At 43.4% G+C, this 23,872-nt stretch carries 17 protein-coding genes; 6 read left to right on the top strand and 11 right to left on the bottom strand.

Annotated elements, in window-relative coordinates; translation table 11 throughout:
* Positions 1-121 precede the first annotated feature (121 nt).
* The 5 genes from PY092_RS03995 (at position 122) to PY092_RS03975 (ending at position 8,411) form a co-directional block, all read left to right on the top strand.
* Positions 122-3,364, top strand: a complete 3,243-nt coding sequence (locus tag PY092_RS03995) for a SusC/RagA family TonB-linked outer membrane protein (RefSeq protein WP_275614558.1) — start codon at positions 122-124, stop codon at positions 3,362-3,364.
* Between the two features lie 29 nt (positions 3,365-3,393).
* Positions 3,394-5,109 carry a SusD/RagB family nutrient-binding outer membrane lipoprotein gene (locus PY092_RS03990; protein ID WP_275614557.1) on the top strand — a complete coding sequence of 572 codons (1,716 nt, stop codon included), beginning with the start codon at positions 3,394-3,396 and terminating at the stop codon, positions 5,107-5,109.
* A 23-nt stretch (positions 5,110-5,132) separates the two neighbouring features.
* Entirely contained in the window at positions 5,133-5,933 is an 801-nt protein-coding gene (locus PY092_RS03985) for a hypothetical protein (protein ID WP_275614556.1), read from the top strand.
* 348 nt (positions 5,934-6,281) lie between these two features.
* Positions 6,282-7,472: an MFS transporter gene (locus PY092_RS03980; protein WP_275614555.1), complete on the top strand. Its 1,191-nt coding sequence runs from the start codon at positions 6,282-6,284 to the stop codon at positions 7,470-7,472.
* 111 nt (positions 7,473-7,583) lie between these two features.
* The gene (locus PY092_RS03975) at positions 7,584-8,411 is read left to right on the top strand and encodes a glycoside hydrolase family 16 protein (RefSeq protein WP_275614554.1); all 828 of its coding nucleotides are present in this window, start codon (positions 7,584-7,586) and stop codon (positions 8,409-8,411) included.
* 5 nt (positions 8,412-8,416) lie between these two features.
* On the opposite strand, the gene PY092_RS03970 is transcribed toward PY092_RS03975, so the two are convergent.
* The 6 genes from PY092_RS03970 to abc-f form a co-directional block, all read right to left on the bottom strand.
* Positions 8,417-8,599 carry a CPXCG motif-containing cysteine-rich protein gene (locus tag PY092_RS03970; protein WP_275614553.1) on the bottom strand — a complete coding sequence of 61 codons (183 nt, stop codon included), beginning with the start codon at positions 8,597-8,599 and terminating at the stop codon, positions 8,417-8,419.
* 3 nt (positions 8,600-8,602) lie between these two features.
* Positions 8,603-9,928 carry a TolC family protein gene (locus tag PY092_RS03965; protein WP_275614552.1) on the bottom strand — a complete coding sequence of 442 codons (1,326 nt, stop codon included), beginning with the start codon at positions 9,926-9,928 and terminating at the stop codon, positions 8,603-8,605.
* Positions 9,928-13,221: an efflux RND transporter permease subunit gene (locus PY092_RS03960; protein WP_275614551.1), complete on the bottom strand. Its 3,294-nt coding sequence runs from the start codon at positions 13,219-13,221 to the stop codon at positions 9,928-9,930. The genes PY092_RS03965 and PY092_RS03960 overlap by 1 nt, the downstream gene beginning before the upstream one ends.
* Before the next feature lie 12 nt (positions 13,222-13,233).
* Positions 13,234-14,355, bottom strand: a complete 1,122-nt coding sequence (locus PY092_RS03955; protein ID WP_275614550.1) for an efflux RND transporter periplasmic adaptor subunit — start codon at positions 14,353-14,355, stop codon at positions 13,234-13,236.
* Positions 14,356-14,503: 148 nt separating this feature from the next.
* The gene (locus tag PY092_RS03950) at positions 14,504-15,391 is read right to left on the bottom strand and encodes a leucine-rich repeat domain-containing protein (protein WP_275614549.1); all 888 of its coding nucleotides are present in this window, start codon (positions 15,389-15,391) and stop codon (positions 14,504-14,506) included.
* Between the two features lie 135 nt (positions 15,392-15,526).
* Positions 15,527-17,440, bottom strand: coding sequence for a ribosomal protection-like ABC-F family protein (gene abc-f / locus PY092_RS03945; protein ID WP_275614548.1), 1,914 nt, complete (start codon positions 17,438-17,440; stop codon positions 15,527-15,529).
* A gap of 66 nt (positions 17,441-17,506) precedes the next feature.
* On the opposite strand from abc-f, the gene PY092_RS03940 reads away from it, so the two are divergent.
* Entirely contained in the window at positions 17,507-17,908 is a 402-nt protein-coding gene (locus PY092_RS03940) for a DUF983 domain-containing protein (protein WP_275614547.1), read from the top strand.
* Here the strand turns inward: PY092_RS03940 and PY092_RS03935 are convergent.
* From PY092_RS03935 to porK, 5 genes are all read right to left on the bottom strand, one after another.
* Positions 17,905-18,960 (bottom strand): NAD(P)/FAD-dependent oxidoreductase, encoded by a 1,056-nt coding sequence (locus PY092_RS03935; RefSeq protein ID WP_275614546.1) that lies wholly within the window; start codon positions 18,958-18,960, stop codon positions 17,905-17,907. The genes PY092_RS03940 and PY092_RS03935 overlap by 4 nt on opposite strands.
* A 190-nt stretch (positions 18,961-19,150) precedes the next feature.
* Positions 19,151-20,053, bottom strand: coding sequence for a type IX secretion system ring subunit PorN/GldN (gene porN / locus PY092_RS03930; RefSeq protein ID WP_275614545.1), 903 nt, complete (start codon positions 20,051-20,053; stop codon positions 19,151-19,153).
* Positions 20,054-20,080: 27 nt separating this feature from the next.
* Positions 20,081-21,661, bottom strand: a complete 1,581-nt coding sequence (porM, locus tag PY092_RS03925) for a type IX secretion system motor protein PorM/GldM (RefSeq protein WP_275614544.1) — start codon at positions 21,659-21,661, stop codon at positions 20,081-20,083.
* 67 nt (positions 21,662-21,728) lie between these two features.
* Positions 21,729-22,385: a type IX secretion system motor protein PorL/GldL gene (porL, locus tag PY092_RS03920; RefSeq protein WP_275614543.1), complete on the bottom strand. Its 657-nt coding sequence runs from the start codon at positions 22,383-22,385 to the stop codon at positions 21,729-21,731.
* A gap of 88 nt (positions 22,386-22,473) precedes the next feature.
* The gene (gene porK, locus PY092_RS03915) at positions 22,474-23,847 is read right to left on the bottom strand and encodes a T9SS ring complex lipoprotein PorK/GldK (RefSeq protein WP_275614542.1); all 1,374 of its coding nucleotides are present in this window, start codon (positions 23,845-23,847) and stop codon (positions 22,474-22,476) included.
* Between the last annotated feature and the right edge of the window lie 25 nt (positions 23,848-23,872).

Here is a 23,872-nt window from a genome sequence, read left to right as displayed (position 1 = left end):
AATCCATTGAGTTTTGTTCACTTCCCAGAAGTATGTTTGAATTAGCTATCATCTTCCTAGTGCCGTCCACCTTTCTCAGTTGCTCTAACTCATTTCAAATTACTAACAAAACTGTATTCGTATGAAAGTAAAGAAACTGTTTGGAGCGCTGGTGGCCATGTGTCTATCAATGGCATTTGCCCATGCTCAAGAAAAAACGGTCACCGGAACGGTGACCGACCAAGACGGGGTCCCCTTGCCCGGTGTGAACATTGTGGTCCAGGGTACTGTAAGAGGTACGCAATCCGATTTTGATGGCAACTACGTCATTGAAGCCAATGAGGGAGATGTACTCGTATTTTCCTATTTGGGGCAAAGAACACAAGAAATAAGTATCGGTGCATCGAACACCATTAACGTGCAAATGCAGGAAGATGCTTCCCAATTGGAAGAAGTAGTGGTAACCGCACAGGGTATTGTAAGGGAAAAACGCTCTCTGGGATATTCGGTAACCACAGTGGAATCCGATAAAGTGGAATCCAGACCGGAAGCTGATGTGGCCCGTGTATTGAACGGAAAAGTTGCCGGAGTGAACATTACCTCGAACAACGGGATGTCCGGTTCCGGTACCAACATCATTATTCGCGGTTATACTTCTGCCACACAATCCAACCAACCCTTATTCATTGTGGATGGTATTCCTTTTGATTCAGGAACAAATACACAGACCAACTTTTTGGATGGTAACACCGAGTCCAGTCGATTTTTGGATCTTGACCCAAACAATATAGAAAGTGTAAGTGTATTGAAGGGATTGAGTGCAACGGTACTCTATGGTAACCGAGGCAGGAACGGGGTAATCTTGATTACCACCAAAGGTTCAGCCTCTGGCGATACTCCTTCCAAAACCGAGGTATCCGTCACACAATCCGTATTTATGTCAAATGCGGTACTTCCAAAATACCAGGATAATTACGGAAGTGGATTTCATCAAGGATTCGGTTTTTTCTTCAGTAACTGGGGGCCACGATTCGATCGTACCGATGATGATGGTATAGCCACAGCACCACAATTTATACGCACTGGTCCCAATGGAGTGGCTCTTACGCAACACCCTTTCAACTATATAGCAGACCCTTCCCTGATTGCAGGTTACGAAGACCTGTTGAATTTTGAATATCCATACAAACCCTACAATGGTGTTGAGGAGTTCTTTAGAACAGGATATGTGTACAGCACCTCGGTAAACGTTCGCGGCGGTTCGGAAAAAGTGAATTTCAATGCCAATTATGGACGTACCGAAGATATTGGTGTTACCCCGGGCAACAGATTGATGCGAAACAACTTTAGCTTGGGAGGGAATGCCACTTTATCCAACAACTTTACCGTATCGGGTGTATTCAATTTTGCACGAACAGGGTATAAATCCCCCCCAAACGCCGTAAGTACCGGTAGCGGGGCCGCCTTTGACGGTTCTGCCATTTTTGGCGACGTTCTATATACGCCGAGAAATGTCGATCTATCGAATATTCCTTATCAAGCAGTGGATGGCAGAAGCCTTTATTACCGTTCAGGAAACGACATCCAAAACCCGTATTGGACCGTGGCCAATTCAAAAACCGCTCAGGAAACCGACCGATTCACAGGAAATGTTTCCATGAGCTATGCCATTAACGATTGGATGAACCTTACCTATCGTGTCGGTTTGGATACCTATACCGAGTTAAGTTCCTACGGACAGAACAGAGGTGGTATCGATGGACCCACCTTGGGTATTTTGAGGACGACCTCGGTAAGAAACTCCATTTGGAACCATGATTTGATTCTAAGTGCAGATAAAAATCTGTCCGACGATTTGAACCTCACGGCCACTTTGGGAGCTAACAGCCGTAGAGACACTTACGCACAGGATGGTATAGAAAGTCAGGGACAATTGGTTTTTGGTGTATTGGAACACTTTAACTTTACTACGCCATCATCCATCAACTCCTTCTCCGGAATTGACCTCAATCAAAATTTCGAGGAAAACTTGGTCGGAATCTATCTGGATGCCACCCTTTCCTATAAAGATTTACTTTACCTCAATGTTGTGGGAAGAAACGATTGGTCCTCTACATTAGAGAGGGAGAACAACTCCTTATTCTACCCCGGGGCCAGTTTATCGTTCATCCCCACAACCGCATTCCCAGCATTGCAGGGCAATGTGCTCAATTATGCAAAACTCAGGCTAGGTTATGGTTCCTCCGCAGGGTTCCCCACCCCTTTCAACACAAGGGATGTGCTTTCTTTGGGCGCTAGGACCTTTGTCGACTTCAATGGTAATGTAGTATCTGGAAATACAGTATCCGATGTACTCGGTAACCGCGACCTATCTCCAGAAAGAGTTCAGGAATTGGAAATTGGCTTGGACACTAAGTTGTTCAACAGGCTCAATTTCAATGTGAGTTTGTACACTAAATCCACTACAGACCTGATTACCAACCGTACCTTGGATAGCTCCACAGGTTTCCGCTCCACTTTTGTGAACATTGGCGAGGTAGAGACCAAAGGTATCGAAGCTGATTACGACCTGAGCATTTTCAGGGAAAGCGAAGCTGGTATCGGTTTTAATCTAGCTGGAAACTTCACTGCAAGTGAGACCACGGTAACCGACTTGGCGGAAGGCACCAATAATATTCTTTTGACATTTGCGGTGTCGGGCGAAGCAGCAAATTACGCTGTGGAAGGAAGGCCCTTCGGTGTATTGTTGGGTAGCACCATCCAAAGAGATGACGACGGAAATAAAGTTGTAGGCCCAAATGGTCGTTATTTGGTGGACAACAATATCACTGAAATCGGTGATCCAAACCCAGATTGGACCACGGCATTGATTCCAACCATCACATTCAAAAACTTTACCCTTTCCGCAAATCTGCAGTATCGTCATGGCGGTGATGTGTACTCGGTAACCACAGCAGGATTGATTGGTCGTGGAGTGGTCGATGCCGATGACCCCATCCACAGGGAATCCAACTACATTTTGCCTGGTGTGTTTGGAGATGGCACACCAAACAACGTGGCCATTTCATCCACCGAGTTCGGATTCAACACCTTCTTTGGAGGAGGAATCAACGAAGTAAATGTATTTGATGGTACGACCATCCGTTTACAGGAAGCCTCTTTGGGATATTCCATCCCAAAGAAAATGCTGGAGAAAACGCCTTTTGGCAGCTTATCCCTAACACTATCTGGTTCCAACCTATGGTACAAAGCAGTGAACTTCCCAGATGATGTTCGGTACGATACCAACTCCTCCAGTACAGGTGTGGGCAACGGGCAAGGGATTGATTTCTTTACTGGACCATCCACAAGAAGATATGGACTTACCGTAAGAGCATCATTTTAAAAGCAGCTAACAGAATCAAAAAATATATTATGAAAAAAATATCAAATATACTAAGTCTTGTAATCGCTGCACTGACAGTTATGTTGGGCTGTGAGACCACATCCTTGGATGTAGTGGAGAGCCCCAATGCACTGAACCCATCGCAGGCGAGTGTTGATTTCTTTCTGAACCAAATACAGCTGATGACAGCGCAAATTCATTCGGGTGAGGAAGGTCGTGCCGAAAACGGTCTGAGTCAATTTGGAATGGAACCCGTAAGAATGCAACACGGTTTTGGGCCAACCTATCGTGAAAGCTATGACCCTTCCGATTTCGATAGGGTTTGGGACAATGTTTATGCCAGGGCATTGATCGATATCAGAACCATGAATCCCTTGGCAGAAGAAGCGGGGCAATTCACTCATATCGCCATTGGTCAGATTTTGGAAGCATACATTATGATGTCGATGGTGGACTTCTTCGGAGATGTACCTTATTCCGAAGCGGCTTTGGGAGGGGAAGGAATACTCAACCCCACTGTGGATTCCGGAGCCTCCATTTATCAAGCGGCAGATCAACTTTTGGTCGATGCCATAGCCAATTTGAACAAGGATGAAACCGCACTTCCATCCAATGATCTTTTTTACGATGGCAATGAAGGCCAATGGAGAAAAGTAGCCAACACCATGCGTTTGAAGCTGTACCTACAAACACGTTTGGCCAGTGCGGATGGTTTTGGGGCATCGGTATCCACCTCTCGTATCAACGAGTTGATCAATGGAAACCAGTTGATTTTGGATGCTTCGGATGATTTCTTCTTTCAGTGGGGCACCAACAACGCCTCCCCGGATAGTAGACATCCTTATTTTGATGCCAACTATGATGGTGCAGGTCCAAGTTCGGACTTTTACACCTGTAACTATTACATGAACTTAATGGCCAATCAGTACAGTGAGCCCGACCCAAGAATACGTTATTACTTCTACAGGCAACAGGAAGATTTTTCAGGAGCTGATGTGGTTACCAAAGAATGTGTTACCGAAATATCCTTGCCCGCCTGGTGGGATTCATCCGAACCCTATTGTTTGGTTCCGGCCACCAATGGTTTGAGCGGATATTGGGGAAGAAACCATTTGGATGATGACGGTATCCCACCAGATGATGCTTTTAGGACATTACATGGCACATATCCCGTAGGAGGTCCTTTTGATGATAATTCCTTTAGGAATGTATCAGGCTCAGGAGCCATAAATGAAGGATACGTGGGTGCGGGCATCTCCCCTATTTTGATGTCATCCTATACCTATTTCATGTTGGCCGAAGCAGCATTGACCTTAAACACCACTGGAAATGCCCGGGACTATCTCGAAACAGGAATCAGACAATCGATAAGCAAAGTAGTTGATTTTGGAGCACCTCTGGCAAGTGGCTCAGGGTACGAAGCAACCTCAACGGCAATCGACAACCATGTGGCGGAAATCTTGACCAATTACGATGCAGGAGACAATACCGATAAACTTCGCATCATTGTGGAGCAATACTTCATAGCCTTGTGGTGCAATGGAATCGAAGCGTACAATACCTACCGTAGAACAGGTCAACCAGACAACCTTACCCCTGCATTTACCACCAATGATCCAGGACCCTTCCTAAGGTCAATGTGGTATTCGCAGACGGCAGCGGACAGCAATACGAACATTACACAGAAAAGTGCACCTAGTACTCCTGTATTCTGGGACACCAACCCCGATGGATTCGTTGATTGATTTAACTATAAAAACAAATACAGATGAAAAGTAACTTTAAATATATATTGGGCATTATCCTGCTTACATTGGGTATTGCCGCCTGTGAGGACAACGACAAAAACCCACTTAATGTGTTCGAACTGGAAGATTCAGCTGCTCCTTATGTGAGAATCCTATTGGAGGAGACGATTGTGGCCAAGGGCGATTTGGCCGCTTCCAGTCTCACAGGAACCGTTGACGACCCGAGCGACAATGTTGCCTCTTGGGATTTGAGCGTAACCTTGGAATCGGGAGGAGTTTCTTCCGACACCGTGCCATTAACAACCGTAATGGAGTTTCCAAGTGACATTTCCATTCCTTATACCGATATCGCAAGTGCCTTGGGCATAACCGTGGATGACATCTCGGGAGGGGATTTTATTCGGTTTTTGGGCAAGTCCACAGGGATTGATGGTACAGAGACCACCGTTGAAAACTATAGTGCCACCGTAACTGGGCAGCCCGAGCAATTACAAGCCTTTAACTTCATTGTTCTAGTGAAGTGCTCCCCTATCTCGGGAACTACCATACCCGGAACCTGGGTAATCGATATGCAGGATCTGTACGGTGATGGTTGGGACGGAGCCTTTGTTACCTTCGAAATTGATGGTGTGGCCACAGACTACACCTTTACTGCCGGGGATACAGCGACGTTCAATGTGGATGTGCCAGAAGGAACAGGTTCACTGGTAATCTCCTATACCAGTGGCTCCTATGAAGAAGAACACGTTTATACTATTGAAACTCCGGAAGGCGAAGTATTGGGTCCATTTGGGCCAAATCCGTCTCCCTGTATCAATTGATTTTTATCTACTGTTCAATAGAAAGGCCCGTTTCCGTTGGAGCGGGTCTTTTGCTTTTTCCTAAAATCGGTTCTTATACATCGGGAATGGTACTGGTAGTTGAGGATTTCCGAAAAAAACGTCCCGCCCATGTACTTTTAGAGCATGTGAAAAGTAATCCTCATAACAGCCTTGAACCCAAAATATCTTTTCAAAAGTATTTGTTTCATTTTTTGAATGTATTTGAATTAGTCCAAACTTCAAGGCTGTTTTTTTCTTCTCCATTGATAATTTCAAATAGAATAAAGTAAATATACTTGCATTTCGTTATTGCAATAGACCTTACCTTTGCATCTTAAGGAAATCAACTTGAGCAACACTTCAAATTACCCCAATAAAAAAGCCCTTTTATCTCTCGCCATAGGTGGTTTTGGCATAGGTCTTACCGAGTTCGTCATCATGGGAATTCTTCCCAACATTGCCGATTCCTTGGATATATCCATTCCTAAAGCCGGTCATTTTATCGCCATTTATGCCCTTGGTGTTGTCATAGGAGCTCCTACAATGGCTCGCATTGCCAACAACTTGAACCCTAAGAGAACATTGTTGTTCCTCATGTTATGGTTTACGGTTTTTAATACCCTATCCGCTTTTTCACCTAATTACTGGGTAATGATGTTGTTCCGTTTTCTATCTGGAATGCCTCACGGGGCCTTTTTTGGAATTGGTGCTGTTGTATCGGGTTATTTGGCCAAACCGGACAAAGCCGCCCAAGCCATGGCCATCATGTTTTCCGGTCTAACGGTGGCTAATATTTTAGGGGTTCCTTTGGGCACTTACATTGGCCAAGAACTGCATTGGGGCTATTCCTTTATGTTAGTGGGCATAGCAGGAATCGCCACACTGTGCAGCTTATATTTTTGGATGCCCAAAGAAGAATTGGAAGAGGCGGACAATTCGCGATCGGAAAGCCCCACAGCTGGCATAAAAAACAAAAAATTATGGGCCTTGATTGTGTTGACCACGGTAGGTACTGGAGGTTTTTTCGCATGGTACAGTTATATTGCACCACTGGCCATCAATGTGACCAAACTACCCGAAGCAAATGTTGGGTACATTATGATTGTTGCAGGAGTCGGTATGTTTTTTGGTAATTTTTTGGGAGCCAGAATGGTAGAAATCTTCAATCCTGTAAAATCCGTGGTCATAAGTATGCTTGGTATGACTACGATACTTCTTTTAAACTCCATTTTTGCAAGCAACAGTATTGCCATTTATATACTCAGCTTTATCATAGGCGTCATTACCTTCACTATTTCAGCACCAATTCAGATTGCCATAATAAAAGCTGCAAAAGGAGCGGAAAAATTGGGCTCTTCCATGAACCAAAGTGCTTTCAATATGGGAAATGCTTCAGGAGCTTATTTTGGTGGCTTACCCATGGTTTTTGGGCTCGGATTCAATTATGCAAGTGTTGTGGGGGGCGTTTTGGCTTGTATCGGGGCTTTAGTTGGAATGGCCATTCTTTATACGGAGAAACAGAAAAGAAAAAAAGAATAAAGAAGAGCCCATACATTCATAACAGCTACATTATCTCTTTTCCATTAGATCAGAATTTTTCAAATGTTCTTTTTGTTCACTAGTTTTAATTGATTATTGAAACCTTAGCTTTTGAGAACACTTATTTTATTATTGATTTTTATTGGGTTGACCCGTCCAAATACAGATTCAAAAAACAAAAAGTCTGGCACCAGTTACAACAAGCTTGCTTTTTCCGATGAATTTGACATCGCTGGCAGACCCGATGATCAAAAATGGCATTATCAGGTAATTCCACCGAACAATGGTAGCTGGCACAATGATGAATTACAGCACTATACCGACAAGGAAGATAATTCCCATGTAAGCGACGGAACATTGAAGATCAAAGCCATCAAAGAACAATATTCGTACAACGGAAGTACAAAAGAATATACTTCGGTCAGATTGAATACAAAATTCGCCTTTACCTACGGGCGGGTGGAAGTAAGAGCCAAACTCCCGGGCACAGCGGGCACTTGGCCGGCTATTTGGACTTTGGGCACCAATATCAACGAAACAGGCAATTATTTTGGGGACCAATATGGCAGCGTTGGATGGCCTTTATGTGGCGAAATTGACATTATGGAACAAACGGGCTGGGACAAAAACAGCACCATTTCCCATTTTCATTGGGGAGACTTAAATACGGAAGTCTACAATGATGAGGGAGGAGAGATAGCTGTTGTAAACGCTTCTTCCGAATACCATATTTACTCCATGGAGTGGAACAGCGATAGTATTAAGACCTATGTGGACGATACTTTGGTCCATGAATTTCAAAATGGCAGCAACAAACCGTTCAACCACGAACATTACCTCATCCTCAACCTAGCCATAGGTGGAAATCTGGGCGGTAATGTACCAGTGAACTTTACGGAAGACATCTTTGAAATTGATTATGTCAGGATCTATCAGTAAGAATATCACTGCCCCAATTCCCTTATCTCAAAAAAAACAAGTTCTTGATTATTGAATTTGGCCGTAGCCTCGATGGGATTACAGCACACCTCACAATCTTCCACATAAGTTTGTTGCGGCACGGAACTATCCAACAAAAAGGAAATTTCCTCCCAACAGTACGGACATTGGAAAAAATGCTCGTACATGGCCTAAAATTCCACATTGAGCAGCTGACCGCTAACTTGAAGCATCTGGAGTTCGGCCAACTTGGCATTGTATTTGGCCTGGCTTTTGGCCAATTCGGCGTTCAATAAGTTCAATTGGGCCTGACGAAATTCTATGGAAGTTACCTGTCCCATCTTATACCGCTCATCAGTACGTTTAAAGTTGTTCTGATTGGTCTGCAGGTTTTTCTCCTGTACCTCGAGGACGTACAAGGCATTGGTATAACTGTCCCAAGCATTGCGGATGTCCCGTTCCACCTCCAATTGTATCTGCTTTTTAGCTATCTCCTGGTTTTTATAGGCGATTTTGGCGTTCTTGATTCCCGTTATGGTAGTTCCACCATCAAACAGGTTCCATGTAAGATTAACGGTTCCCGTGACCCCAGTGGATGTGTTTTGCAAAGTAAATGCCAATGGACTGTTATTGTTGGACTCGTTCCATCCGTACGTTCCGGTAAGGCCAATTGTCGGCAAATATCCGCTTTTGGCCACTCTGATATCATTGAGCCCCATATTGATGTCCTTTTCCACGATCTGAAGCCTTACATTGTTCATTTGGGCCTCATTGTACATATTCTCCATTTGGAGCCCAGGAACAAATGCAACGGTGGTATCGGTGGCAAACTGTGCTGATAGATCGCGGTTAAGAATCAAATTCAAGTCCCTCATGGTATTCCTGAGTTCCTGTCTGGAGTTCAACAAGTTAATACTGTCCGTGTTGATATCGACTTCCGCATTCAGGACATCCAGCCCTGTATTTTGTCCATATTCGAATTGGTATTGTGCTCTTTTGAACCTGTCCTTGGAGATTTCCAAAGCCTGTTCCAAGGTTGCTGTATTCTCGGTAAGTCGGGCCGCTTCGTAATAGACGGTAAACAACTGTAAAATAGTGTTCTCGATAGTCTGCCTGACCTCTAGCTCGGATTGTTCCGACCTTTCTTGAAAGCTCTTATAGTTGTAATACCTCCCCAAACCATCGAACAGGGTATAATTTACATCCACAGAGGCGCTGTACCTTCTGGTTTCCGCACCTTCCGCGGTACGGGTATCCCCACTGGCCAAAACACCTTCGGAATTCTGTTTATCTATACTTCCACTGGCATTTCCTGTTACCGAAGGCAAATATCCCGAATTAAGAATATTGGCATTGTTATCATCGATTACCTTGGTATTGCGGGCCACCTGAATATCCAAATTGCCCTCCAACACCATTTCAATGGCCTCCTCTTTGGAAAGGACTTGATCTTGGGCATGGGCCAATGGAGCAAAAAACAATAAAATCAGGGGTAGTGTATAAAAAATGCTTTTCATTATCTGGTCTCTTCTACAACTTTTGAGGTTTCTTCTGAGTCTTGTGATCCATTTTGGTTAGCGGTGCCATTCAGATGATCAAAACTATCAGCTTGCATTTCTTCCTCTTCGTGTTGCTCACGAATGGCTCTCTCCACCTCTTCCGGTGTAACTTCTTCCCCTGTCCACAATTTTTTCGCGGCCACTTTCACATTATTTCCAAAGGAAAGTAGCAAAGGAAGCATCAACAAGGTCAAAACAGTGGCAAAAGCAATTCCATACGCAATGGAAATCGCCATAGGTTTAAGGAATTGGGCTTGACGGCTCTTTTCCAAAAGCAATGGTGCCAAACCTGCGATGGTGGTAACGGAGGTCAGGAATATGGCCCTGAAACGGGAACGACCTGCTTCATACAGGGCATCATCGAAAGTCATCCCACTCCGCAAGTTAATATTGAACTTACCTATCAGCACAAGCCCATCGTTTACCATAATCCCTATCAATGCTATGATCCCCAACATGGAAAGGATGTTGATAGGGAATCCGTGCAACCAATGCCCCCAAGCTACGGCCGTTAAGCTAAAGGGTACCATAAAAATCAATAACAATGGCTGACTGATACTCCTAAACGTGAAAGCGATGGTTATAAATATGAGGAACAGCACAATAGGGCCTACAAAATTTAAAGACCCAAACAATTTATTGGCCTCTCTGTTTTGGCCTTCGTAAGATGGGCTTATGGATGGGTACTTTGCCAAGATATCCGGCATTACTTCATTACGTATCCAAAGCATGGCATCGGTTCCACTTGTGGTTTCCGGGTCAGTCAAATCCGAAGATACTTGTATTTCCCTTCTACCTTCCAAGTGGTTGATGGCCACATCTCCTCTTTCAATGGAATATGTTGCTATTTCTTTCAACGGAATCCTATCACCGCTGGGGGCCAGAATCCGCATTTCGTCCAAATCGGAAATGGATGATCTATTCTCTCTTTCATATCGAACCCAAACTCGAATCTCATCTTGTCCGCGTTGAAAACGTTGTGCTTGCGCCCCAAAGAACCCTCCCCGAACTTGGTTCATCACTGTTCTCAGGTCCAACCCGAGCAAATAAGCATTCTCTTTCAGCTCCAAACGGATTTCCTTGATTCCCGCTGGATCATTGTCCATTACATCCTTTAAGTTGGCATTGCTTTCCATGGCTTGTTTCAGCTCTTCTTTGGCCGCCTTTAGCTCAGTAATATTGTTTCCTAAAAGGGATACGGAAACCGGGTTTCCCCCAAAATTCCCACCTGAACCATAGATCAAACTTTCAACACCGATTACCGGTCCTACAAGCTCACGAAGTCGGGTAGTGACCATATCGGCACGTATACCATCCGGGCGTTCTTCCCCTGGTAGTAAGTTGATCTGCAAAGTAGCCGTGGATGAACCAGGACCCAAGTTTTTGATCATATTCACAAACAGCATTTTGTCCATACCTTGTAGATACTGATCAGTAAGTTCTTCGTTTACGATATGTGCCTTGTCCTGAATCAGGCTGATGATCGAGTCCGTGACTATTTCGTTGGTGCCATTGGGCATGGTAAGCTCAATGGATACTTGGTCACTGGCCACTCGTGGAAAAAATGAGGTTCGAATAATTCCTCCCCCAATAGACCCCAAGGTAAGTGCTAAGGCCATAAAGAACAGGGCAAAGGTCAATATCTTATAATTCATCATGAATTTAAGTGCCGGACTGTACCAATTATCCCGCATAAAGTTCATGAGCCTATCACCCATTTTATTGATGATACGTAGTTCTGCAAAAACTTTGCCTATGCCCGTCTTGGGTTTGTCATTCTGCGGATGTAGTGCTTTGGAGTGTGCCAAGTGAGCTGGTAGGATGATCAATGCCTCCACCAAGGACACCACCAAGGTCAAAATTACGATTACGGAGACCTCGCTAAAGAATTCCCCGATACGGCTATCCAAGAACAAGAAAATGGAAAAAGCCAGAACTGTGGTGATAATTGCCGAAATAATTGGCGGTATTACCTCCATGGTCCCGTCCAAAGCTGCTTTTACGGGCGATTTTCCATCTTCATAATGTTGATAAATATTTTCTGCGATCACGATTCCATCATCCACCAGAATACCGATAACGATGATCATCCCGAATAAGGATAGCACGTTAATGGTTACGTTGAACATGGGGGCAAACACAAACATCCCCAAAAATGCGATGGGAAGTCCGAAGGCCACCCAAAAGGCCAAGCGGGTATTCAAAAACAGTGATAAAAAGACCAAGACCAAAATCATACCCACAATGGCGTTTTCGGTCAAAAGTTGGGTACGTTGGGTCAATGTAGTGGATCGGTCATCGATGACATCCAACCGCACATTGGTATATTTTTCGTTGAATTCCTGAATGTACTGCCTTACATTTTCGGCTGAACCCATCAAATCTTCAGTATTGGTACTGGTAATGGTAATATTTACTGCCAATTCCCCGTTAAAATAGGAAGCGTTTGGTGTTTCGGAAAACCTGTCCCTAATGGTGGCAACATCCTTCAACCTAATGGTTCGCCCTGCAGCATCCCCCCTGATTACAATATTGGAGAGTTCATCGCCGTAGTACGAACGGTTATTGGCTCGAATCAGGTATTCCTCGGTAATGGTTTTGATGTTACCTCCCGTTACCAAAATATTGGCATTGGAGACGGCTTGGGCCACATCTGTAAAAGATAAGTTATAAGCTAAAAGGCTGTTTTCATCAACTGCAATTTCGATTTCCTCATCAGGATATCCTGCAATTTGAATCTGTGAGATTCCGTCAATGGCCCTAAGATCATTTTCTATCTGCCGGCCAATCTGTTTTAAAGTGGCCAAAGGAATGTCCTTTCCACTTACGGCAAAACTAATGGTGGGCCGTACCGGTTCTTGCTTGGCAACAATAAGAGGTTCCATACCCGTAGGAAAGGTGGGGACCCTGTCCACGGCATTTTTGACCTCCAACAGCATGAAGTCCACATTTCTTTCCTTCTCGATCTCCACATTGATGGTGCCACTGTTTTCCCGCGATGTGGAAGTAACCCTTTCGACTCCTTCCAAACCCTTGAGATTATCCTCGATTTTCAGTACGATGCCTTCCTCGACTTCTTGAGGGGAGGCTCCCGGATAAGTAATGGTTATGGTAATGTTCCGAGCTTCATTAAGCGGGAAGAAAGATGATTTGAGTGACAAAATTCCCACAATCCCAAAAACAAGAAATGCCAAAATAAAGACATTTACTGCCATGTGGTATTTAATAAAATACGAGATGATTTTTCTCATGGCCGTGGGCTTTTAGGGTTTACTTTCATCAAACGTCCTTACCAACATACCGGCATAGGCACCGGTCATTGGTTTGGCTATGATTACTTCTCCATCAGGTACATCCTTGAGCACCACGGTCTTGTCCGTAAAGAAAATGGGGTTTACATCCATTAAATCCAAAATGGAGTCCCTTACCACAAAAATTTGGTTGTTTTCCAACAATAGGGAACGATTGATCTCGATGGCATCTGGCTCTTCTTTGGCCTCTAGATTGGCTTCTAGGTATAGCCCTTCTTTTAAGTTATCGCCACTTACCTCGATGTAAACGGTTATGGTCTGCGAATTTTGGTCCACCCGACTGTTCACACGGGTCACTTCGCCCATGTAAGTTTGTGTTTTTTCAAGGTTGGACAACTCCACTTTTCTGCCCACACGTAAAAAGTCTCCATAGGTTTTACTTACGGACACTTCCAATTCGTACAATCCAGTATCGATGAATTCTCCCAGTTTTTGACCAGATCTTACTAAAGTTCCCTCGGTGACCAAAGCTTCGGTCAACACTCCTGTAAATGGTGCAGTTATGGTGTATTTGGACAAGCGTTGCTCCAGATTCTTCACATTATAGTACGTTGTGATGATTTCTCTACCCGTAATGAAGAACTTTTCTTTCTCCGATTCCAACTTAGGAAGTTCCGGAGTGGTTTTCTCCAAATCAAAACCATTGAGATATGCTTGCCACTTCGGATAGATTTCTGGGTAATCCAACCGTAGGTCGGGCATAATGGAAGTGAGTAAATTATAGAGGTTGCTTTTGGCCGATTGCACCGAGGCATAGTACTCACTGGCATCTATTCTGATAAGGGTCTGCCCGGCAGTGTATCCCTGCCCTGTCCTGAACAATTTACTTCCAGGCCTAAATACGCCTTGTACCTCAGAATAGAGTTCCACGCGCTTTTTGGCCACAAGGTTACCGTTGGCGGGAACCATAATTGGCACAGTGGTATTCTTTACCGTGTCCACAAAAACGGTTTTCACTATCTTTTGAGAGGGTGGTCGTCTGTTGTCTTTGCTATCTGCAATCAGTCCAGCAACATAGATAGAGGCCAGTATGATAACACCTCCGGCAACCGCCGATATTATAAGCTTCCGCATCCGTTAGTTGGTTTAGTCACTGCAAATCTATTCCCTACATTTTTTTCAAAGGTTAAATATATCATAAAATGCATTTTGAACTTGGCCAAATGCAAAAAGGGGACCCCAAACGGCATCCCCATACCAAACAAACTAAAGTAATAACTAACTACTCGTTTTCGTTTTCGTCCTCGAATTTGGTATCTGCCATTCGAGTGCGATCAATTTGAATATCATTGAATTTCGGATTCAAGGTTCTATCGTCCGTATCCAAAACCAAGAACTGTTTGGAATCCATGCTATGCAAAGCATTGAAAGAATTGAATCTGTTATTTTGAAGTTGTAATATTTTTAAGCTTGCCAACTGCCCGAATTCGGCAGGTATCTCCCCACCCAATTGGTTGTTGGACAACACCAATTCCTTTAGTTGCACCAAATTCCCTATTTCGGCTGGTATTTGTCCCTCCAATTTATTTTCGAAAAGACCCAATGCCTCCAGGTTAGAGAGATTTCCAAGTGATTTGGGTATGGCGCCCTTTATATTATTGCTGGATAAATTAAGCTCCTTTAAGTTTTTAAGCTTACCAAAGCTTTCTGGGATTGGCCCGGTCAAAAAATTGTTGAACATGGAGAATACTTCCAACTTTTCAAAATTTCCCACACCGCTTGGTATAGCTCCTTTGATTCGGTTCATCTCCAAACGGAAAACTTTTAATTTCTCAAGTTTTACGATGTCCTTCGGGAGCACACCGGTAATCTGATTGAAAGCCAGGTTCAGCTCGCTCAAATGTTTTAAATCCCCAATGCTTTCTGGAAGTGTACCCTCTAAATTGTTCATAAAGAGCGTTAGACCAACCACATGGCCTTTTTCTATTTTCACGCCTTTCCAAGTGTTCACTGGAGCTGTTAAATCCCAAGAAGAATTCCATTCGCTTCCATTGGTATTGTTGTACAAATCAACCAACGCAGCTTTTTCTTTGAGGGACACCTGTCCACTGGCGAAAGAAATGCCAGTAGAAAACAACAGGTAAAAGAGAAAAATAGCTACTCGAATCATTTATTACTTATTTAATTGTAAGGAATTTACCTACAAAGTAATGAAAATACGAAACATCCTACAAGAATAATCGATGAATACCCCTTTATATGTTGTGAATTAGCTAAAAAATGTGGTAAGCAATTGGAATATCCTCTAATCCAGCGCTTCCAGTTCGTGAGACAATTCCTCCCAGTCCTCCATCAAAGACTCCAAATCCTTCTTTTTGCCCTCGTAATTATCAAAAAAATTGGGTTTCGCAATGGTGGCATCATAGTCCATCAATAGGTCGTGGTCAATATTGGCAATTTCCTTTTCCAATTGGGAAATCCTTTTTTCCACTCCACTGAGCTTGTTTTTCAAGGATTTTTGTTTCTTCTGAGTCTGATAATCGTTTTCCTTGGGTTTTTCCTGTGCTTTTTTCTCTTTCTTTTGGTCACCTTTTTCCACACTTCGAAAATCCTCCACCTTTCGCTGCTCCAAGTAAAAATCGATATCCCCCAAATATTCCTTGATACCTCCGTCCTTGAACTCATATACCATATCCGTCAACCCCTGAAGAAAATCACGATCGTGGGAAACCAAGATCAATGTTCCCTCAAAATTTTGTAGGGCCTGCTTCAACACATTTTTGGATTTAATGTCCAAGTGGTTCGTAGGCTCATCCATTACCAGCACATTAAAGGGTTGTAAGAGCATCTTGGCCAAGGCCAAACGGTTCCGTTCCCCTCCGGACAATACTTTCACGTATTTGTCCACGTCATCTCCCCTGAACAAAAAGGAGCCCAAAATATCCCTAACACTACTACGGTTCTTTTCATTGGCGGCATCGATCATGGTATCTAGGATGGTTTTGTTCCCATCCAGATATTCGGCTTGGTTTTGGGCAAAGTAGCCCAATTGTACATTGTGGCCAATTTTCAAGTCCCCTTGATAGTCCAGCTCTCCAACAATGATCTTGGCCAAGGTGGTCTTCCCCTGTCCATTTTGTCCTACAAAAGCCGTTTTACTACCACGGTCCACCATCAAATCGATGTCTTCCAACACTTTTTTAGGCCCATAGCTTTTGGAAATACTATTCAATTCTGCCACTACCTTACCTGGGTTAACGGAAACTGGAAAACGAAGGTTCATCACACTATTGTCTTCTTCATCCACCTCAATACGATCCATTTTATCCAGCTTTTTGATCAAGGATTGCGCCATGGAGGCCTTGCTGGACTTTGCCCTGAACTTTTCTATGAGTCGTTCGGTCTGTTGAATCTGTTTTTCTTGGTTCTTTTGGGCACTGAGCTGTTGCTCTTTTATCTCCTTTCGGTGAACCAAGAACTGTGAGTAAGGTTTATTGTAATCGTAAATCCTTCCCAAGGAAATCTCGATGGTACGGTTGGTCACATTATCCAAAAACATTTTATCGTGGGATACAATCACCACGGCCCCCGTAAAGTTCCGAAGGAATTGTTCCAACCAAATAATGGATTCGATATCCAAGTGGTTGGTCGGCTCATCCAGCAACAGGACATCATTGTTTTGCAATAATAGTTTGGCCAATTCGATACGCATGCGCCACCCGCCTGAAAATGTATCGGTAAGTTTATTGAAGTCTTCCCGCTTAAAACCCAATCCAAGAAGCACCTTCTCCGTATCGCCTTGGTAATTGTAACCACCCAATATTTCATAGCGGTGGGTAACATCGTTCAAATCCACCATCAGTTGATGGTAGCCGTCACTTTCGTAATCGGTCCGCTCCGCCAGTGCCGTGTTGATCTCATCGAGCTTCAGCTCCATCTCCTTGATCTCTGAAAATGCCTGATAGGATTCTTCCAATACGGTCCGTCCTTCTTCAAAATCAATATCCTGCTTTAAGAACCCGATCTTAATGTTCTTCTCGGTGGCTATGGCTCCTTCGTCCAAGGGCATTTCCTTGGCCAAAAGCTTGAGCATCGTGGATTTCCCCGCCCCATTCTTTCCAATGAGACCTACTCGATCCCCACCATTGAGACGAAACGATATTTCCTCGAACAGATATTCCCCTCCAAAGGCTACGGAAAGATTATGAACATTTAGCATTTTTATGTGACCTTAATTACAAAACTTTAGTTGGCGAATTTATACTTTTGCATAAAAGCCCTGCAAATGTTAAAAAAAGGAACCAAAATGTACAGCATTTTAACAGGAAACTGTCCAAGATGCCAAGAGGAGAGCATGTATGAGAAATCCAATCCCTATGTGCTTTCCAAAATTTTCAGCATGAACGAGAGATGTTCCCATTGTGGTTTAAAATACAAGATTGAGCCATCGTTTTTTTATGGGGCCATGTACGTAAGCTATGCGGTGGGTATTGCCTTTGCGGTTGCGGCTTTTGTAATTTCGTTTTTGTTCCTTGGTGCTTCGCTACCGACTACTTTTATTGCCATCGTGGGCACTTTGGTGGTGTTTATGCCCGTCATCATACGGCTGTCCAGAAATATTTGGATCAACTTTTTCGTGAAGTACGACCCTACTTCGGTGAAAAAGCACGAAACGGTAAAGGGTTAATTGAAATAGTATTTTTTGGTAAATCGTTGGATGTCCATTTCTGGGTCCAGCTCGGATTGTTTTTCTATGTGATCAAATAATTGCTTGGAAGCATACGGTCCGATCAGTACTCCTCTGGAACCAAATCCGTTTAGCACATATAAGTTTTGATGCGCTGGATGCCTTCCTACTAAAGGTCGGCGGTCAACAACGGTTGGTCGAATACCTGCTACGTGGTCCATAACTTCGAAATCACATTTTAGAAAGGTCCTTAATTTTTCCAAGAGTTCATTCTTGGACGCTTCAGTAGGTTCATTGGTCTTGTCCTTCCACTTATAGGTTGCCCCAACCAGATACCTGTCATTTGCCATAGGAATGGTAAAAACAGATGATTTGATGACGTTTTCCTCTTTGTAATCAGGTGCATGGATAACCAGTAATTCCCCTTTGGTCCCATTCAGGGGCAGATACCCGAAATACGGATTTTGCTTGAGACCATATCCACAGGCAAAAACTATATTTTTAGCTGTAATGGATTTGTAAGCAATGCTTTCCGTCGATATTGACAATTCGTCAAAATCAAGGGATTCTCCCAAAAGCAAATCTGTACGCTGTAGATAATTTTTATAAGAGTGGACCAAAGTCCCTGTATCTATTCTACCTGTATATTTTACCTCCCCAAAGCCATGTGGTGCATCAATCGCAGGGTTTTTGTTCGAAAGCAATTTGGTTGACAGGAAATAATCCAAATCTGGACGGTCTGCAGCCTCAAACCATAGGTTCTGTTCTTCAATCGAAGCAAATTTTCGGAACACGGGGAGTTCATAATCCAATTTCAACCCCAATTTATTCTCTAAACTTTGATAAAATGGCTTGGCTCCTTCCAACTGCTGTTTGGCTTTCCAAGCCATGGTAAACCGTTTCAAGATCACGGGATTGTACAAGCCGCCTGCCACTTGGGATGCTTGTTGCGACCCATCGGTAATCACTTTAAAGGATTTACCTTCTTCCTCCAATACCTCGCAAAAGGAAATCCCTGCCAAACCAAGACCTACTACTATATAATCCAACATACTGCAAAATTAGACATCTGATTGATCATTCGTTCATTCAAGCTTTAGTTTAATGCAAAAAAACGCCGCACTAGGTGCGGCGTTTTGCTATATTGAATTGGAAATATGTTTTTGTGGAATCCCGAAATTCTTCGGGATCAATTCAGCTTTTGGTTTTCCACGACGAAAGGGTCGAAAAAACCATGCTTCATTAATATGCCCACATATCTTGCTCCCTGTCTCTTATATGCTCTTTGATTCGTTGAGCTTCCAAGAGCTGGAACAATGCATTATCAAAAATGTAATCGCTTATTTCACGATCTTCGTGAACGTTCTCCTCTTTGTAGATCACACCGTTGAATCGACGCGCGTTCAACAACATGTCAAAGGAGATTGGTCTTGCCGAGTTACGCTGGTTGTACACCTTGGCATCGTGCAAAATCTGCCTTGCCGCAGGGTACCATACCCAGAACAATTCCACTTTGTTCTGTCCCGGGTCGATTGACTCATCATCGATGAAGTTAACGTCGGGGGCAACTGGTGCAATACCCAATAAGCGATACTTGAGCTCACCTTGGCGCTTGTCAAAATACCAGATTCCTTTGATACGAAACTCTTCAATATCGGCGGCGGTAAGATCCCTTTTGTTGATAAACTCCGGGGAAACCTGCTCACCTGCATTTACTTGCTCGTACCCTAAATCGGTGGTATCCACTTTGCTCAAAGTAGCCGAAAGGTCTTCCAACTTTCTCTTTTCGGTAAAGTAGGAATCTGTATAAACCTCGGTAAGGTTCCCATTTCTGATGTTCTTCATCAAAACGTGGTACAGTGACCTCCTATCCTTTCCAATACCTATGGTATCGGTTGGGTAATACAATGGAAAGTTCACTCGCTCGTCAAGATCAATGATTTCCCATACGGTCTTGGACCAAAGGATATCCCTATCATCCACATAACCGTATTCCAAAGGTTCATCAGCATCATGTTCTATCTGAGCTTGGGTTTTCTTACCTATATCTTCGGGCAACTTGGCATTCAAAATATTTGCCTGCGCCATGATTGATACTGGCAATATGCCCAACAATCCAATTAACAATGCGTTTTTCCAATTCATGATCACTTGTATACTTTTTTATACTTCTTAATTAGTAAGCTCAACCACTACAGGAGATACTTTTTTCAACTTGTAGCTCTTGTTGTTTGTGATGTAAGCTTGGATATCGAATATCTGGACAGACTCACCTCTACCTGCTCTTTTCAATACAGATTTAGCTCTGCTATCCAATTTGTTTCCGTTTACAACTACTGTAGGTTGACCCGGCACTTTGAACTTAAACTGGCTTACTGCAAGATTCAAGTCAAAATCAAAGTCTTCCAACATAGCGCTTACCGTTGCAATCTCAAGATTGTTCTTTGGCATTTTAATGCTACCTGACTCTCCACGAACAGTACCGCTCGGTCTTGGAATATCCTTGATACGGAATTCAGACGAAGTACGGATTCCTTTACCATCAGGCAATGTACCTGAAGCTGTAATGGTAACCGACCTACCTGTACCTGGATTCATAATATACTGGCTTCCGCTTCTTCTGCTCAAACCTGGAGCTGATGCAGATACTTTGTTGTCTGGAATACCAGGAATAGAGATGGTCATTGGGTTGGCAACACCACGATACACCACGTTCATCTTATCGGCAGAAATAACCGCTGCATTAGGCATAGAGATTGTGGCAAAAGTATTGTTTACTTCCACTGGCACCTCTTCACCATCTTGCATAAATGTCATTGTACCTTTAATGGTATGGTCACCTGGAGTACCGGCACTGATCAACATTTTGATACCACCTGCTTCCAATTCGTAGTCCTTACCTTCTGTCAATGGTCTTCCGTCCAAAGTCAATTCAGCTTTTACTGGAGTGGAAGTCTTATCAGTTTTGCTGACAATAACCTTACCATCATATTTTTCTCCTGCATAGTAAGCCGTTTTTGGAGCGGACAATGAACTTGCAAAGTTGGTCAAGGAAACAGCTTCAGTCAACTCACCTTCCAAAAGGGTTTTCAACACCTCTTGCTCGGTAGTTTTGATATCTGCCTGTAACTGGGTCATCTTAGTTAAAGAGGCTACCAAAGGAAATCCTTCATAATGGTAGTTGATCCAATCTTGACGTGTACCATCTCTTTTCTCAACCTTGCCATCGTCTTTTTTACCATCACTGGTTGCAAAACGTGCTTTAACTGCAGATTTCAAAGATTCGAACTCGCCTTCCGGCAAAGCGTTGACCACACCTTCACGGTAATTATTGATCTGATCCATGAATTTTTTACCTTCTGGGCCCAAATTGTCGCCCTGAAAGAATTTTTGGTCCAAATAATCAGACTTGTCCATAACCACATAATCTTTGTCATCTTCCAAGTCTGCGGTCATTTCTTTCTTCAATCCTTCCAAATAGCTGTAGTAGCTATCCGAAAGTTCTTTGATCTTCTGAGCATCTTCGTAAAGTTCGCCATACTCTTCTGAGTTTTCAGAAGCTTTGGTCTCCAAGCTTGCAAAGAAGCTGGCATTATTGGCGTCCATGTTTGTATTGGAAGTTTCCAACTTTTCGTTCATAAGTCCGAAAGCGGCAAGTACTTCCTTGCTCATATTAAGGGCCAACATCGCGATGAAGATCAAGTACATAAGGTTGATCATCTTCTGACGTGGTGTTTGTTTTCCTCCTGCCATGTTTTTCTAATTAGATTTAATAATTAATTTGATTTGGTTTGGTTTTCTGTTGATCAAAAACCTCTAATTAGTTTTTTCCACCCATGGCTGTAAGCATACCACCGTATACTCCATTCAAAGAAGATAGGTTTGTGGCCAAAGACTCCATTTGGTCTTTCAATGCACCTGCATTCTGAACTACCTCCTCGTTGATGGAAGCTTGTCTGCTAGCGCTTTCCAACTGTACTTTGTACAAGCTGTTCAAAGATTCCATTTGAGCTGCAGCGTGAGACAATTCCTCAGAGTATTTTTTAGTGTGTTGGATAGCATCTGTTGTAGGAGTGATATTCTTGGCGGCACCTTCAAAACTCTTGATACTTTCACCCAAATTGGAGAAAAGCTCAGAATCGATTTTAGCTTCTTTAAGAAGGTTGTCCAATTTCTTGGAAAGAAGACCCTCAGCTTCTTGGGCATCTTTAGCTTCTTGTTTTTTGGAACCTGATTGTTGACCACCGGCCAATTCTGGGTACACCAAGGACCAATCGTATTCGTCATCCACTGGTTCAAATGCAGAGATAGCAAAGATCAATGCTTCAGTAATAAGTCCAACTGCAAGAAGAAGCCCACCTGTAAGTGGTCCGAACTCCCAGTGAAGGATCTTGAACAATGCACCAATAATTACTACCGATGCTCCAAGCCCGTAGGCCATGTTAAACAGCTTTTTTGTTGATTTTGACTGCGCCATAATTCTAGTTTTAATTAAGTTATATAAAAAATAAGTATTTGGTTACTACTCTTACTTGTGATTTATATAATGTTCTCTCGTGTTGTTTTTATAGTCCGCTGCTGCTGTTGCCCTCTTCTTCACCCATGTAATCCTGTACCGTTCTGAATCCGATGTAACTTCTTGCGGAATCTTGATATTCGTAATCCCTGGTACTTACCTGAAGGAAGTAGGCTACATCTTTCCATGAACCTCCACGGATAACTTTACGTTGATTGTCCTGGGAACCGATATTTGGGTTCATCGTGGATAGGTATTCGTATGCTCCTGCGTCAAAGCTGGAGTTGGTCCATTCTGCAACGTTACCTGCCATATTGTACAAGTTGTACTCGTTTGGTTCAAAGGATTTTGCTTCTACGGTATAAAGAGCTGCATCGGCTGCGTAATCCCCGCGTTGCGGTTTAAAGTTGGCCATAAAACATCCTGTATCACTGATCACATACGGACCACCCCAAGGATATGTACCTCCTTCAATTCCGCCTCTGGCAGCATATTCCCACTCTGCTTCGGTCGGCAACCTAAACTGGTTCACAAATTGTTTTCCACGACTTTTCTGATCGTCGTTCTTGAATTTTGTTCTCCAGTTACAGAAAGCCTTGGCCTGCATCCAGTTTACTCCAACCACAGGATAGTCGCTGTAGGCATCGTGCCAGAAGTAATCGTTGTGCATTGGCTCGTTGTAGCTGTATTCAAAATCTCGAATCCATACAGTGGTATCTGGATAAATTTCCAGTTCTTCTTGTTTGATGAAGTCTTTTCTACTGCCCGATCTTGCTCTGGCAGCAGCTTCGATATCCATCCAGCTGTACTTGTATTTGATTTTTGTGACATCGATGCTTCTCAATCCATTGTAGCTCTCCTCTTCTGGAAGATACATGGAGTCCATTACCTCGGCATAGTACTCATCTGGATATTCCGAAGTGTCCCATACCAGGTCAACATCTTTGTTCAAGGCCCTGCCTTCATAATAATTATCACCCATACCGGCATAATTGTCGAGCATGTACTTATCATAAACGGAAAGTTCAGTGGTATCGGTATCCTTAAAGGCGTACTCGCCGATACCTTCATCCTCTGGACTTATGCCCAACTCGTCGGCCAAAATGGCCAATCTGGTTCTTACAATGGAATCCTTGACCCACTCCACAAACTGACGGTACTCACTATTGGTGATCTCCGTATCGTCCATATAAAAGGAACGAACGGTAACCGTTCTTGTGGGAGCGTTCAATACTTTTGCCTGATCCTCTTCGGCTTTACCCATAACAAAGGCGCCTTGGGGAATCAGTTCCATTCCATAGGGTTTTTCTGGATGCCATTTTTTTCCCTGGACCCCAACTAGTTCACCTTTTGACCTTGATTTAGAGCCACAACTGGTAAGCAAAAAAACAAGTGCTAGAGATGAAAAGAATAGCTTTCTCATACTTTAGGTTAAATTGTTCGATTCA

Source organism: Flagellimonas yonaguniensis, from assembly GCF_029193885.1.
Lineage (GTDB): Bacteria > Bacteroidota > Bacteroidia > Flavobacteriales > Flavobacteriaceae > Flagellimonas > Flagellimonas yonaguniensis.
This window is presented reverse-complemented; position numbering and strand designations above follow the sequence as displayed.